The sequence below is a fragment of the Sandarakinorhabdus sp. genome, from assembly GCF_040398665.1.
Taxonomy (GTDB): Bacteria; Pseudomonadota; Alphaproteobacteria; order Sphingomonadales; family Sphingomonadaceae; genus Sandarakinorhabdus.
The window spans coordinates 38770-53298 of sequence record NZ_JBBATQ010000007.1 but is presented as its reverse complement, the minus strand read 5'-3'; the positions used below and the strand labels follow the sequence as shown (position 1 = coordinate 53298).

Here is a 14529-nt window from a genome sequence, read left to right as displayed (position 1 = left end):
AAAAGGGGTAGACCATGTCGATCACACCAACCGTCAAGGCAATCCTTGCCAATTACGAGAGCGACAATCCCGGCACCAAGGCCAATCTGGCGCGCATCCTGTTGCAGGGTCGCCTCGGTGGCACCGGCAAGCTGGTGATCCTGCCGGTCGATCAGGGCTTTGAACATGGCCCGGCGCGCAGCTTTGCGCCCAATCCGGACGCCTATGATCCGCATTACCATTATCAGCTCGCCATCGATGCCGGCCTGTCGGCCTATGCCGCGCCGCTGGGCATGCTGGAGGCCGGGGCGGACACGTTCGCCGGGCAGATCCCGACCATCCTGAAGGTCAACAGCAGCAACAGCTGGGCCACCGGCATCAACCAGGCCGTGACCGGCGGGGTCGATGATGCGCTGCGGCTGGGCTGCTCGGCGATCGGCTTCACCATCTATCCGGGCGCCGATGACGTGTTCGACATGATGGAGGAATTCCGCGAACTGGCCGCCGAAGCCAAGTCGGTGGGCCTGGCCACCGTGCTGTGGAGCTATCCGCGTGGCGGCACGCTGACCAAGGACGGTGAGCTGGCGCTGGATGTCGGGGCCTATGCCGCGCACATGGCGGCGCTGCTGGGCGCACACATCATCAAGGTGAAGCTGCCGACCGCGCATATCGAGCAGAAGGATGCGAAGAAGGCCTATGAAGGCCATGATTTCAGCGCGCTGTCTTCACGGGTGTCGCATGTGGTGAAATCCTGCCTGAACGGCCGCCGCCTGGTGGTGTTTTCCGGCGGCGCCACCAAGGGCGCGGACGCGGTGTATGACGATGCGCTGGCCATCCGCGATGGCGGCGGCAACGGCAGCATCATCGGCCGCAACACTTTCCAGCGCCCGCGCGCCGAGGCGCTGGCGATGCTGGACCGGATCGTGGACATCTATCTGGGCAAGGGGTGACTCCAGGGGTTTGATGGGCGCAGCGCTTCCCCAAGGAGCCCCGTCATGCTGGCGCAGGCCAGCATGACTTGTTCCTTGTTGGATTGGCAGTCGAACATCGCGCCCGCTGGCATGCGAGCCCATACACCGCTAAGGCCGCCCCATGACCGACGACCTGATCCCACTGCCGGAGGACTTCGCCGAGCGTTTCGACCGCGAACTGCGGCCGGCGTGCCAACTCTATGTGGTCTCGCCGCCGCGGATCGAAATTCCGGCGTTCGGTGAGGCCTTGCGGACTGCGCTGGATGCCGGGCCGGTGGCGGCGTTCCAGTTGCGGTTGAAGGACGTGGGTGACGATATGATCCTGCGCGCCTGTGCGGCGTTGCTGCCCATCTGCCAGGCCGCGGACGTGGCCTTCATCCTCAATGACCGCGCCGATCTGGCCAAGCAGGCCGGGGCGGACGGCGTGCATCTGGGGCAGGGCGATGGCAGTATCGCCGAAGCCCGCGCGCTGTTGGGGCGCGAAGCGCAGATCGGCCGCACCTGCCACGACAGCCGGCACCTCGCCATGGAAGCCGGCGAGGACGGCGCCGATTATGTGGCGTTCGGCGCGTTTTACGACACCACGACCAAACCCAGCCATTATCGTCCGCAGCCCGAAATCCTCGGCTGGTGGACAACGCTTTCGCAGTTGCCGTGCGTCGCCATCGGCGGGATCTTCCCGCACAATGCCGCGCCGTTGGTCGATGCCGGGGCGGATTTCATCGCCGTAGTGCGCGCGGTGTGGGATCATGAAGGCGGACCGGGCGCGGGTGTGGCGGCGTTTGGCGAGGTGCTGGGCTGGTAGGTTTTCCCACCCCCAGCCCCTCCCGCAAGCGGGAGGGGAGTCGTTTTGCTCTTGCTCTTTCTACTCCCCGCCCGCTCGCGGGAGGGGCTGGGGGTGGGTCTGTCTTGCCCCCGCCCGCCCCATCCGCTAAGGCCGCGCTCCGCTCTTTCCACCCGCTGTTCCCCCCACGCGCGCCCTTCGGGCCGAAGGATATCCCATGGTTGCCCATTCATCGCTGATCACCGTCATGGAAAAGGCCGCGCGCAAGGCGGCGCCCAAGTTGCGGCGGGATTTCGGTGAGGTCGATGCGTTGCAGGTCAGCCGCAAGGGGCCGGCGGATTTCGTGTCCAACGCCGATCGCGCCGCCGAGGAGACAGTGGTGGAAATCCTGCGCCATGCCCGCCCCGATTGGGGGCTGTTGCTGGAGGAAGGCGGGACGATCAAGGGCGAGGATGACCGCTGCCGCTGGATCGTCGATCCGCTGGATGGCACCAGCAATTTCCTGCACGGCATCCCGCATTTCGCCATCAGCATCGCCGCCGAAATCGATGGCGAGGTGACCGCCGGCCTGGTGCACCAGCCGCTGACCGGCGAAAGCTTCTGGGCGGAAAAGGGCCGCGGCGCCTGGCTTTCGGATCGGCGGCTGCGCGTGTCGGGCCGGCGCGAGATGAACGATTGCCTGATCGCCACCGGGATTCCCTATCAGGGCCACGGCGACCGGCCGCAGTTCAGCGCGATTCTGAACGCGGTGATCCCGGAAGTGGCCGGCGTGCGCCGCTTTGGCGCGGCGGCGCTCGATCTGGCCTGGGTGGCGGCGGGGCGCTTCGATGGCTTCTGGGAAACCGGCTTGTCGCATTGGGACATTGCGGCCGGCATGCTGCTGGTGCGCGAAGCCGGCGGGTTTGTCAGCGATTTCCGTGGGCAGCAGGACATGGTCAGCCGCGCGGAGATCGTGGCGGGCAATGCCAATATCCAATCGAAACTGCACAAATTGGTGGCCGGCGCATTGCGTTGAGCGCGCTGTCACATCCGCAAACCTCGCAAAATGTTGCGGTGCGGGATTTGTGCGGGTTGCGGGGGCCGGGCAGGGCGGCTAACACCCACGCACTGCAACAGATAGGTTATCGGCCATGTCGGCCATTGCGTCACAATATCTTCCGGTTCTGCTGTTCTTCGTGGTTGGCATCGCCTTCGCGTTGATCTTCGTCAGTGCGCCCATCGCCGTTTCGGCGCTGATCGGCACGGCGAAGCCGGAAGCGGTGAAATTGTCGGAGTATGAAAGCGGCTTTCCGGCCTTTTCCGACGCACGCACCAAGTTCGACGTGCAATTCTATCTGGTCGCCATCCTGTTCATCGTCTTCGATCTGGAGGCGGCGTTCCTGTTTCCCTGGGCGGTCAGCCTGCACTGGGGCGGCGAATCGGCCTGGTGGGCGATGATGGAGTTCCTGGGCGAATTGGCCATCGGGCTGGTTTACGCCTGGAAAGTGGGAGCGTTGGAGTGGGAATGAGCGACAGCAAGGAGCTGCTTGTACCCGGTGGGGCCATCGCGCTTCCCGAAGGCAACCGCGATGCGTTCCTGGGCGATGTGTCGGCCGAAGTCGCCGAAAAGGGCTTTCTGGTCACCTCCACCGAAGATCTGTTCCATTGGGCGCGCACCGGTTCGATGTGGTGGATGACCTTTGGCCTGGCCTGCTGCGCGGTCGAGATGATGCACGCCAACATGCCGCGTTATGATCTGGAGCGGTTCGGCGTCGCGCCGCGTGCGTCGCCGCGTCAATCGGACGTGATGATCGTCGCCGGCACATTGTGCAACAAGATGGCGCCGGCACTGCGCCGCGTGTATGACCAGATGGCCGAGCCGCGCTATGTGATTTCCATGGGCAGCTGCGCCAATGGCGGCGGCTATTATCATTACAGCTATTCGGTGGTGCGCGGCTGTGATCGCATCGTGCCGGTCGATATCTATGTGCCGGGCTGCCCGCCAACCGCCGAGGCGCTGCTCTATGGCATTCTCGCCCTGCAGCGGAAGATCCGCCGCGTCGGCGTGTTCGAGCGTTGAGCGATGGGTATTGTTGCTCCTGAATTGGGCCGGCACAGTTGGCCGGTGATGGCCAGCCATGATGGCCTGGCGGCGCGGCTCGGCGCGCTGCTTGGGCCAGCGCTGGTCGCCTGCGAAACCCATGTCGGCGAAACGACCGTGGTGGTGCAGCGCGATGCGCTGGTGGATGCGGTCAAGGCCCTGCGCGACGCGCCGGATCTGAAGCTGAACCAGTTGATCGACATCTGTGCCGCCGACTATCCGGATCGCGTCGAACGCTTCGAGGTGGTGGTGCATCTGCTGTCGATGGCGCACAATCTGCGGTTGCGGGTGAAGTGCAGCACCGATGGCACGGCGCCGGTGCCGTCGCTGACCGGGCTCTATCCCAACGCCGGCTGGTATGAGCGCGAGACCTGGGATTGTTATGGCGTGATGTTCGCCGGCAATCCCGACATGCGGCGTATCCTCACCGACTATGGCTTTGAAGGCCATCCGTTCCGCAAGGATTTCCCGCTGACCGGCCATGTCGAGCTGCGCTGGTCGGAAGAGCACAAGCGCGTGGTGTATGAACCGGTGCGGCTGGCGCAGGATTTCCGCAGCTTTGATTTCCTCAGCCCCTGGGAAGGCACGGATTATGTGCTGCCGGGCGATGAGAAGGCGAGTGGCAAATGAGCAGTCTCGGTTCCGCCGGCGCCGCGTGGACGGCGGATGACACCATTGATGTGCTGCCCGCCAAGGACGGCAACGACATCCAGAATTACATGATCAATTTCGGCCCGCAGCACCCGGCAGCGCATGGCGTGCTGCGGCTGGTGATGGAGCTGGATGGCGAGATCATCGAACGCTGCGATCCGCACATCGGTCTGCTGCACCGCGGCACCGAGAAACTGATCGAGTACAAGACCTATCTGCAGGCGCTGCCCTATATGGACCGCCTCGATTATGTGTCGCCGATGTGCATGGAGCATAGCTATGTGCTGGCCATCGAGAAGCTGGCGGGCATCGAGGTGCCGCTGCGCGCCAAATATCTGCGCACGATGTTTGCCGAAATCACGCGCATTCTCAATCACATCCTGAACACCACCGCGCATGCGATGGATGTGGGCGCGATGACGCCGATCCTGTGGCTGTTCGAGGAACGCGAGAAACTGATGCAGTTTTACGAGCGTGTGTCGGGCGCACGCTTCCACGCCGCGTGGTTCCGGCCCGGCGGCGTCCACCAGGATCTGCCTGACGGGATGGTGCAGGACATAGCGGATTGGTGCGACGGTTTCTTCAAGGTGCTGGACGAGATGCAGGGCCTGGTGGCCGACAATCGCATCTTCAAGCAGCGCAATGTCGATATCGGCATCATTTCCAAGGAAGACGCGATTGCCTGGGGCTTCACCGGCCCGTGCATCCGCGCGTCAGGCGTTGCGTGGGATTTGCGCAAGAGCCAGCCTTATGATGCCTATCATCTGGTCGATTTCGATGTGCCGGTGTCCACCGATGGCGATTGCTATGCGCGCTTCATGGTGCGGATGCAGGAAATGCGCGAAAGCGTGAAGATCATCCGGCAATGCCTGCGCGATCTGCCGGCTGGTGATCACATCACCAGCAACCGCAAGGTGGCGCCGCCATCGCGCGGCGAGATGAAGCGATCGATGGAAGCGTTGATCCATCATTTCAAACTCTACACCGAGGGCCTGCACGTGCCGGCTGGCGATGCCTATGTCGCCACCGAGAGCCCCAAGGGCGAATTCGGCATCTACATGGTCGCCGATGGCACCAACAAGCCGTGGCGCTGCCATGTGCGGGCCACCGGCATGGCGCATCTGCAGGCGATGGATTTCCTGTGCAAGGGGCATATGCTGGCCGACGCGCCGGCGATTCTGGGCAGCCTCGACATCGTGTTCGGGGAGGTGGACCGTTGAACGAAAAGGCCAAACTCTGGGCTGTGGCGGCAATCGGCGCGGCTGTTGTTGCCGGTGCCGGTTTTGCGGCCGCCTTGCTGTGGGGTGAGGGTGCCGGCATGCCGATCGTGGCGGCGGGCGCGACCCTGTGGACGGCAAGCTTCGTGCGCTGGTCGGCAAGGCGGCGGCACCCATGAGCAAGCTCGCCATCGCGACGGCCATGATCGCGCATTACAACGCGCAGGACGCGGACGCCTATGTGGCGCTGATGACCGATGATGCGGTGGAAGCCGGCTATCGCGGCGCCGTGCTGCGCGACGGGAAGGAAGGTGTGCGGTCCGGGCTGAAGGCGATGTTTGCCCAGTTCCCCGAAAACCGCGCCGAAATCATCACCGGCTATGAGCTCGGCGAGTTTGCCGTGCTGCACGAGAAGGTGTGGCGCACGTCAGCCGGTGAGCCGTTCGAAGTGATGAGTGTCTACAGTTTCGAAGGCGCGCTGTGCCGCCGCGTGGAGTTCATTCGGTGAGCCTTTTCAACGACTTCACCTGGACCGAAGCCAACGCGACCGAAGCTGCACGCATCATCGCCCTGTACCCCGCCGGTCGGCGGGCGAGCGCGGTGATGCCTTTGTTGTGGCTGGCACAATATCAGGTGCGCGATTCCACCGGCATCGCCTGGCTGCCGGTGCCGGTGATCGAGTTCGTCGCGCGCGAGGTGGGCTTGCCCTATATCCGCGTGTACGAAGTCGCCAGCTTCTACACGATGTACAATCTGAAGCCGGTGGGTCGTTTCCATGTTCAGGTGTGCGGCACCACGCCGTGCATGCTGCGCGGCAGCGACGATCTGATCCGCGCAGCCAAGGACATGGGGCTGGCCAAGGGCGCCACCACCCCCGACGGCCTGTTCACCCTGACCGAAGTCGAGTGCCTGGGCGCCTGCGCCAATGCGCCGATGGTGCAGATCAACGATCACAATTACGAAGACCTGAGCTATGATGCGATGCGCAGCTTGCTGGACAGGCTGGCGCGCGGCGAGTCGCCGACGCCGGGCAGCCAGATCGGCCGCACGGCGTCATGCCCGGACGGCGGGCCGACGAGCTTGAGGGAACTGGCCGATGGCTGAGCAGGAGATTCTGAATTTCATCGGCGAGCAGTTTCGCCGGTCGAACGGCCGTTTCGACAAGCTGGAACTGGATATCGGCGATCTCAAGACACGGTTGATCGTGCTGAAAGAAGGTCAGGCGTCCATGTCGGCGCGGATCGCCACCGTGGAAGTCGGCATGGCGGGCATCAACAAGCGGATGGACCGTGTTGAAAGCCGGCTGGATCGCATCGAGCGACGCCTTGATCTGGTGGAAACAATCTGATGCTGGCTGACAAGGATCGCATTTTCACCAATCTCTACGGCTTCCAGCCGTGGAACCTCGACGCGGCGCGCACGCGTGGTGATTGGGCGGACACGAAAGATCTGATGAGCGTCGGCCCCGATGGGTTGATCGACGCCATCAAGGCCAGCGGCCTGCGCGGGCGCGGCGGCGCGGGGTTCCCCACGGGTTTGAAGTGGAGCTTCATGCCCAAGACGCCGAACCCGGATCGGCCAAGCTACCTGGTGGTGAATGCCGATGAAAGCGAACCCGGCAGTTGCAAGGATCGCGAGATCATCCGCCATGATCCGCACAAGTTGATCGAAGGCGCGCTGATCGCCGGCTTTGCCATGCGCGCCAGTGCCGCCTTCATCTATATCCGCGGCGAGTATATCGCCGAGGCCAAGGTGCTGATGGCCGCCGTGCAGGAGGCTTATGCCGCCGGCCTGATCGGCAGGAACGCCTGCGGCACCGGTTATGATTTCGACGTGATCGTGCACCGCGGCGCCGGCGCCTATATCTGCGGCGAAGAAACCGCGATGATCGAAAGCCTGGAAGGCAAGAAGGGCCAGCCGCGCCTGAAGCCGCCGTTCCCGGCCGGCGCCGGCCTTTATGGCAACCCGACGACGGTCAACAATGTCGAGAGCATCGCGGTGGTGCCGACCATCCTGCGGCGCGGGCCAAGCTGGTTCGCCGGCATCGGCCGCCCGAAGAATGAAGGCACCAAGCTGTTCCAGATCAGCGGCCATGTGAACCGGCCGTGCGTCGTCGAAGAAGCGATGGGCCTGCCGTTCCGCGAGTTGATCGACACGCATTGCGGCGGCATTCGCGGTGGGTGGGACAATCTGCTGGCGGTGATCCCCGGCGGATCATCGGTGCCGCTGGTGCCGGCACACCAGATCATGGAGGCGCCGATGGATTTCGATGGCCTGCGCGACCTGAAATCCGGCCTGGGTACTGCTGCGGTGATCGTGATGGACAAGAGCACCGATATCGTGCGCGCCATTGCCCGGCTGAGTTATTTCTACAAGCACGAAAGCTGCGGCCAGTGCACGCCGTGCCGCGAAGGCACCGGCTGGATGTGGCGGGTGATGGAGCGGCTGGTGACCGGCGACGCCGAACCGCACGAGATCGATATGCTGCTGGATGTGACGCTGCAGGTGGAAGGCCACACCATCTGCGCGTTGGGCGACGCGGCGGCCTGGCCGATCCAGGGGCTGATCCGGCATTTCCGCCCGGAGATCGAGGCGCGGATTGCGCGGCGCAAGGGGTTTGTGCAGGTGCCGGCGATGGCAGTGGCGGCGGAGTAATGCCCTAATGCCGCTGCTTGCAGTTACTGCCGTTATCACGGTCTTGGCTGTGGGGCTTTGGTTTCTTTCGCTTGTGGCTGGCTGGGCGTGATGGACTGCGGCGTCATGGGGTTGTGGCCCCGCCACTGTGGCTGCCACAATCACTTTGGTCCAAAAAGGTGAGATCGCAGATTGACGAATTGAGGCGTGACGCCCTGTAAATTCAAAGTGACTGTCATGCTGGCGCAGGCCAGCATCCACGGTGGAGCGGGTGTTATTCGGTTACAACATGGGAGCCAGACGGCACGGTGGATGCTGGCCTGCGCCAGCATGACTGGGTTTTGTTTGAGGGTTTGTATTTACCTCTTCGGGTCCTTCGGTAACGGCGGGAAACCCATGCCCTCGGCCAGATCGATCCAAAGCGGATTATGCTCCTCGATCAGGCGGATTTTCCAGTCGCGTTTCCAGGTTTTCATCATGCGCTCGCGGCGGATGGCATCGGCGATGTCGGTGTAATGATCGTTCCAGACCAGCAGCTTCACGCCATAGCGCGCCGAGAAGCCGGCGAAATATTCTTCGCGATGCTGCTGGATGCGGTTGAGGAGGTTTGAGGTGACACCCAGATACAGCGTGCCGCGCGGCGCACTCGCGAGAATATAGAGCCAGCCGGGTTTTGGCATGGGACAATGTTCCCATCAGGATGTTGTGTATCAAAAGGGACAGTTCAGGAACAAAGTAATCAGTCATGCTGGCGAAGGCCAGCATCCATGGTGGAGCGGGGGCCATATTGTGGCAACGTGGGGGCCAGGCGGCACAGTGGATGCTGGCCTTCGCCAGCATGACTTGGTCTTCTGGGGGATAGGGTGCGCGCGATCCGACGCTTCACGCAGGCCCCTTTGCGCTGGCCTTTTGTCACACTTTCCCCTAATCCGGTCATGCGTTTGCAACACTTGATGCCGGGCCGATAAAAACCAATGGATTCAGTTACTCAGCCGCCTGCCGGCACCCCCGATATCCAACCGATCTCCATCGTTGCGGAGATGCGGACGAGCTTTCTTGATTATGCCATGTCGGTCATCGTCGCCCGCGCCTTGCCGGATGTGCGCGATGGCCTGAAACCCGTGCATCGGCGCATCCTGTGGGGCAGTTACGAAAACGGCTTCACGCCCGGCAAACCCTATCGCAAATCGGCGCGCATCGTCGGGGACGTGATGGGCAAATATCACCCGCACGGCGACAGCGCGATTTACGAGGCGTTGGTGCGCATGGCCCAGGATTGGTCGATGCGGCTGCCGCTGATCGACGGCCAGGGCAATTTCGGTTCGATGGATCCGGATGCCGCTGCCGCCATGCGCTACACCGAAGCGCGGCTGGCCAAGTCCGCCGAAGCGCTGCTGACCGATATCGAGAAGGATACGGTCGATTTCATCCCCAACTATGATGGTTCGGAAAATGAACCGTCGGTGTTGCCGGCGCGGTTCCCGAACCTGCTGGTCAATGGCGGCAGCGGCATCGCGGTCGGCATGGCGACCAATATTCCGCCGCACAATCTCAATGAAGTCATCGATGCGGTTCGCGCCTATCTCGATGATCCGCTGATCAGTGTTGAAGGCCTGATGGCGCATGTGCCGGCACCGGATTTCCCCACTGGCGGCCTGATCCTCGGCACCTCGCAACTGCGCCAGGCCTATGAAACCGGGCGCGGCAGCATCCGTGTGCGATCACGCCACGTGGTAGAGGAAAGCCGTGGCGACAAGCGTGCCATCATCCTCACCGAAATTCCGTTCCAGCAGGGCAAGAATGCGCTGGTCGAGAAAATCGCCGAGGCGGTGAAGGACAAGCGCATCGAAGGCGTTTCGGACCTGCGCGACGAAAGCAATCGCGAAGGCGTGCGCATCGTGATGGAATTGAAGCGCGACGCGACGGTGGAGGTCGTGCTCAACCAGTTGTGGCGCTTTACGCCTGCACAGCAGAGCTTTGCCATCAACATGCTCGCCATCCGCGGCGGCCGCCCGGAATTGCTGGGCCTGAAAGACATCATCGCGGCCTTCGTCGATTTCCGCGAAGTGGTGATCACCAGGCGATCGAAGCATGATCTGGCCAAGGCGCGCGACCGCGCGCATCTGTTGATCGGCCTGGTCATCGCGGTCGCCAATCTTGACGAAGTCGTGCGCATCATCCGCGGCAGTGCCAGCCCGGCCGAAGCCCGTGAAGCCTTGATGGCGCGCGACTGGGACGCCGCCGACATTCGCCCCTATCTGGCGCTGGTGGAGGCTGGCACCGTCGATGTCGATGCGCCGACCATCCGCCTGACCGAATTGCAGGTGCGCGCCATTCTCGATCTGCGCTTGCAGAAACTCACCGCGCTGGGCCGCGACGAGATCGGCAGCGAGTTGCAGGAACTGGCCGCGGTGATTGCCGATCTGCTCGATATCCTCACCGATCGCGCCCGGCTGCGCAGCGTGCTGCGTGCCGAGCTGGAGGAAGTCACCAATGATTTCCAGTCGAAGCGCCGCACCGAAATCGTGATGGCCGGTGATGATATCGACGACGAGGATCTGATCGAGCGCGAGGAGATGGTGGTCACCGTCACCATGTCGGGCTGGATCAAGCGCGTGGCGCTGGCCGAGTATCGCGCGCAAGGGCGCGGCGGCAAGGGCCGCAATGCGATGTCCACCAAGGATGAGGATGCGGTGACGAATCTGTTCGTCACCTCCACCCACAATCCGGTGCTGTTCTTCAGTTCCGCCGGCAAGGTCTATCGCCTGAAGGTGTGGCGCCTGCCGCAGGGCTCTCCCCAGGCCAAGGGGCGCCCGCTCAATAATCTGTTGCCGCTCGCTGCTGGCGAGACGATCACCTCGGTGCTGCCGCTGCCGGAGGACGAGACCGAATGGGGCAAGCTGCATGTGATGTTTGCCACCGCCAACGGCAGCGTGCGCCGCAACGCCATGGATGCCTTCACCAACGTGCCAACGGCCGGCAAGCTCGCCATCCGCTTTGAAGAGGGCGATGATGATCGCCTGATCGGCGTGGCGCTGTGCGATGTGGCCGACGATGTGTTCCTGGCGGCGAAAAGCGGCAAGGCGATCCGCTTTGCCGTGGATGATGTGCGCGAGTTCGTGTCGCGCACCTCCACCGGTGTGCGCGGCATGACGCTGGGCGCCGGCGATGAAGTCGTGTCGATGGCGGTGCTGAAGGGCTTTGAAGCCAGCACCGAGGAGCGCGAGGATTATCTGAAGGCCGCCGCCTGGAAGAATGAGCCGAACGATCGCGTGCTGTCGGAATATCGCATGGGCCAGTTTGCGGCCGCCGAACAGTTCATCCTGACCATCACCGCCAATGGCTTTGGCAAGCGCAGCAGTGCCTATGAATATCGCCAATCCGGGCGCGGCGGGCAGGGCATCCGCAACATCGCCGAAAGCGACCGCAACGGCGACGTGGTAGCCAGCTTCACCGCGCATGATGATGATGATGTGCTGCTGGTGACCGATCAGGCCAAGCTGATCCGCATCCGCGCGGCGGAGATTCGCATCATGGGCCGCGCCGCGCAGGGTGTGACGCTGTTCAAGGTGGCCGATGACGAACATGTCGTTTCGGCGGCGTTGATCCCGCCGGAGGGTGAGGATGCAGGGGTGGACGCAGCTGGCTGATAGTCGGCCATTGAATTGAAAGTCGCAGCTCCCACCCCATTGCGGGGAGGGCGACCCGGCGTCAGCCGAGCAGCCTGCCCCGGACTTGATCCGGGGGGGTGGGGGTTCCATATGTGGCGGCAGGAGGCGCCCCCACCCCGGGCCGCCTTCGGTGTCTCTCGCCCTCCCCGCAAGGGGGAGGGAGTTTGTCCGTCTAGAGTGTTTTCCGACCAAGTTGGATCACCGTCATCGCCCTATCGGGCGACCCCTTCGGGGCGGGGCGGATTTGGCCCAGGGCGGCGTCCCTCGTCGGTTACGATGCAAAGAGCATCGCGCCCTCCTCGCTCCTTGCCCTGAACCAAATCCGCCGCCGTGCCGGTGACCCAGCTTGATCGGAAAACGCTCTAATCCGGGTGCGCCGCGCGCGCCAGCAGGCCGCGCGCCACGCCCAGCGCGATCAGCCACTGGCCGCCGAAATAGCTGATCCACACCAGGGCGCCATCCAGCGCCGGCCCCAGCAAGTGCCCGCCGCCCATGCGCAGCACCAGCACCGTATCGGACAGCACGAACAACAGCCCGCCCAGCGCCGCCAGCCGGGGAAAGCGGCTGATCCACAGGCTGGCCGCCATGCCGCACAGCAGCACGGCATAGATCATGGTGAAACCGACCGGCAGGCCCGCAGGGGTGAGCAGTGGCGGCATGGCCAGGCCATAAAGGATCAGCAGCGCCGCAATGATGCGGTCGACCGCCACTGTCTGGCGGCGATGCTGGGCATAGAACAGGATCGCCACCAGATGCCCGGCGGCAAAGCTGGCGCCGCCCGCCAGGAACAATCCCGGCAGTTCGAGCAGCACATCGCCGGCCGCGCCCAGCGCCATCACCAGCGCCAGCCTGCCGGCGCCGCGCACCGGCAGTTGCAGCGCCGCCAGCGCCAGCAGGGCGACGCCGCTGCCTTTCAGCGCCACATCGGCCGCGCCATCGATCAAGGGGGAGAGCAGCAGATAGAACAGCCCGGCCGCCAGCGCAGCGCCAACCAGCACCAGAAAGCGCAGCGGCAGGCCGGCAAGCGGCAAACGGGCAATCACGGAAACCACGGGACCGGCATCTCCATAGCCCGTCGCCGCGACGAGGTGAAGCGGTCAGACTCACGCTTTGTTCATGTTGGCGGCGATAGGGCCGCGTGCCACAACATGCAGCATCAGTTGACGCGGCTGGCGTGACGTTTTAGCCCAGCCTTGCATTGCTTGAGGGAGGCATCAGATGAAGAAATTTGCAACCGCCTTGGCGCTGGTCTTGATGGCCGGCACCACATTGGGCGCCGCCAGCCCGGCGCTGGCCCAGGCCAAGCCGAAGGCTGAAAAGCCGGTGCCGCCGAAATTGTCCAAGCCGATCCTGGCCATCGTCATTGCCGCGCAGAAGTTGCAGACCGCCGGTGATCATGCCGGCGCCATCGCCAAGCTGGATGAAGCCAAGGACGTGCCGCGCGCCGAGAAGGATGACGCGCTGATCATGGCCAAGCTGAAGCTGTATTCGGCGCAGGTTCTGAAAGACAATATCAAGCTGGAAGAAGCGCTGAGCGAGGCCGTGCTGGCCCCGAGCATCGAGGCCGAGGAAAAGATCACCTTCACCAAATTCATCGCCGGCCTGGCCAGCAACCGCAAGGATTACCAGAAGGCGTGGACGGCCTATGAAGCCTATCTGACCGCCAAGCCCGACGATGTGGACATGCTGGTGCAGGCCGCCAGTGTGAACGCCGCGCTCAACAACCGCCCGCGGGTTGTGGAACTTCTGTCCAAGGCAATCGCGCTGCGCGAAGCGGCTGGCCAGAAGGGCGATCGCAGCTGGTATGAATTCCGCGCGCAGGCGGTGATCGATGGCAACATGGCCGATCAGATCATGCCGGCGCTGCTCGGCTGGGTGAAGGCCTTTCCGGAACCGCGCAGCTACAACACGGCCATCGAACTCACCAAGCAGCGCGCCGGCAATCTCGACAACAACACGCTGATCGATTTCGGCCGCCTGCTGTGGGCCGCTGGCGCCATGACCACGGCCGGCAATTATCTGGAATATGCCGAAGCGGCGCTCGACCGCGGCATGCCCAATGAAGCCGATCTCGTGCTGAAGGAAGGCATTGCCAAGAAATTGATCGATCCGACCAAGGTCGGCATCGGCGAAATCGTCAAGCAGGCCACGGCGAAGAATGCCGAGAGCAAGGCCGGCATCGCCGCGCTGGAAAAGGAAGCCAAGACGTCCCCGCGCATCGCGCTGGTGGTCGCCGATACCTTGGCCAATCTGGGCCAGCACGAAAAGGCCGTGCCCTTCTACAAGGGTCTGGTCGGTGCGGCCGGGATCGATCAGGATACGGTGAACCTGCGGCTGGCCGTGGCGTTGATGAAGGCTGGCGACAAGGCCGGCGCCAAGGCGGCGTTCGACGCGGTGAAGGCTGGCCCGCGCCGCGCCATTGCGCAATTCTACGACGTGCTGCTTGCCGCCGCCTGATCCGGCGCCAGTGACAGAATGACAGGCGCGCGCCGCGGCACAGCGGCGCGCGCTTTTCTTATTGGGCGTCTGCCCCTATGGAGGC

At 63.7% G+C, this 14529-nt stretch carries 16 protein-coding genes; 14 read left to right on the top strand and 2 right to left on the bottom strand.

Annotated elements, in window-relative coordinates; translation table 11 throughout:
• Nucleotides 1-14: 14 nt before the first annotated feature.
• From ABWP22_RS10330 to nuoF, 12 genes are all read left to right on the top strand, one after another.
• The gene (locus tag ABWP22_RS10330) at nt 15-929 is read left to right on the top strand and encodes a class I fructose-bisphosphate aldolase (protein WP_353199891.1); all 915 of its coding nucleotides are present in this window, start codon (nt 15-17) and stop codon (nt 927-929) included.
• 142 nt (nt 930-1071) lie between these two features.
• On the top strand, nt 1072-1755 hold the full coding sequence (thiE, locus tag ABWP22_RS10325; protein WP_353199890.1) for a thiamine phosphate synthase: 684 nt from the start codon (nt 1072-1074) through the stop codon (nt 1753-1755).
• Nucleotides 1756-1951: 196 nt separating this feature from the next.
• A complete protein-coding gene (locus ABWP22_RS10320; RefSeq protein WP_353199889.1) occupies nt 1952-2749 on the top strand; it encodes an inositol monophosphatase family protein in 798 nt (265 codons plus the stop codon).
• Nucleotides 2750-2864: 115 nt separating this feature from the next.
• Nucleotides 2865-3242 (top strand): NADH-quinone oxidoreductase subunit A, encoded by a 378-nt coding sequence (gene ndhC / locus ABWP22_RS10315; RefSeq protein ID WP_353199888.1) that lies wholly within the window; start codon nt 2865-2867, stop codon nt 3240-3242.
• On the top strand, nt 3239-3793 hold the full coding sequence (locus tag ABWP22_RS10310; RefSeq protein WP_353199887.1) for a NuoB/complex I 20 kDa subunit family protein: 555 nt from the start codon (nt 3239-3241) through the stop codon (nt 3791-3793). The genes ndhC and ABWP22_RS10310 overlap by 4 nt, the downstream gene beginning before the upstream one ends.
• A 48-nt stretch (nt 3794-3841) precedes the next feature.
• Entirely contained in the window at nt 3842-4444 is a 603-nt protein-coding gene (locus tag ABWP22_RS10305) for an NADH-quinone oxidoreductase subunit C (RefSeq protein WP_353199886.1), read from the top strand.
• Between the two features lie 89 nt (nt 4445-4533).
• The gene (locus tag ABWP22_RS10300) at nt 4534-5685 is read left to right on the top strand and encodes an NADH-quinone oxidoreductase subunit D (RefSeq protein WP_353200002.1); all 1152 of its coding nucleotides are present in this window, start codon (nt 4534-4536) and stop codon (nt 5683-5685) included.
• Nucleotides 5682-5861, top strand: a complete 180-nt coding sequence (locus ABWP22_RS10295) for a hypothetical protein (RefSeq protein WP_353199885.1) — start codon at nt 5682-5684, stop codon at nt 5859-5861. The genes ABWP22_RS10300 and ABWP22_RS10295 overlap by 4 nt, the downstream gene beginning before the upstream one ends.
• A complete protein-coding gene (locus tag ABWP22_RS10290) occupies nt 5858-6190 on the top strand; it encodes a nuclear transport factor 2 family protein (RefSeq protein WP_353199884.1) in 333 nt (110 codons plus the stop codon). Before ABWP22_RS10295 ends, ABWP22_RS10290 begins: the two co-directional genes overlap by 4 nt.
• Nucleotides 6187-6786: an NADH-quinone oxidoreductase subunit NuoE gene (gene nuoE / locus ABWP22_RS10285; RefSeq protein ID WP_353199883.1), complete on the top strand. Its 600-nt coding sequence runs from the start codon at nt 6187-6189 to the stop codon at nt 6784-6786. Before ABWP22_RS10290 ends, nuoE begins: the two co-directional genes overlap by 4 nt.
• Complete coding sequence (locus tag ABWP22_RS10280; RefSeq protein ID WP_353199882.1) at nt 6779-7030, top strand: hypothetical protein; 252 nt, start codon at nt 6779-6781, stop codon at nt 7028-7030. The genes nuoE and ABWP22_RS10280 overlap by 8 nt, the downstream gene beginning before the upstream one ends.
• A complete protein-coding gene (gene nuoF / locus ABWP22_RS10275; protein WP_353199881.1) occupies nt 7030-8337 on the top strand; it encodes an NADH-quinone oxidoreductase subunit NuoF in 1308 nt (435 codons plus the stop codon). Before ABWP22_RS10280 ends, nuoF begins: the two co-directional genes overlap by 1 nt.
• Before the next feature lie 338 nt (nt 8338-8675).
• On the opposite strand, the gene ABWP22_RS10270 is transcribed toward nuoF, so the two are convergent.
• Nucleotides 8676-8996: a GIY-YIG nuclease family protein gene (locus ABWP22_RS10270; RefSeq protein ID WP_353199880.1), complete on the bottom strand. Its 321-nt coding sequence runs from the start codon at nt 8994-8996 to the stop codon at nt 8676-8678.
• 294 nt (nt 8997-9290) lie between these two features.
• Between ABWP22_RS10270 and gyrA the strand changes: the two genes are divergently transcribed.
• Entirely contained in the window at nt 9291-11966 is a 2676-nt protein-coding gene (gene gyrA, locus ABWP22_RS10265) for a DNA gyrase subunit A (protein WP_353199879.1), read from the top strand.
• 383 nt (nt 11967-12349) lie between these two features.
• Here gyrA and ABWP22_RS10260 read toward each other — a convergent pair whose 3' ends face one another.
• Nucleotides 12350-13030: a lysoplasmalogenase family protein gene (locus ABWP22_RS10260; RefSeq protein ID WP_353199878.1), complete on the bottom strand. Its 681-nt coding sequence runs from the start codon at nt 13028-13030 to the stop codon at nt 12350-12352.
• A 175-nt stretch (nt 13031-13205) separates the two neighbouring features.
• Between ABWP22_RS10260 and ABWP22_RS10255 the strand changes: the two genes are divergently transcribed.
• Nucleotides 13206-14444, top strand: coding sequence for a hypothetical protein (locus ABWP22_RS10255; RefSeq protein WP_353199877.1), 1239 nt, complete (start codon nt 13206-13208; stop codon nt 14442-14444).
• Nucleotides 14445-14529: the final 85 nt, after the last annotated feature.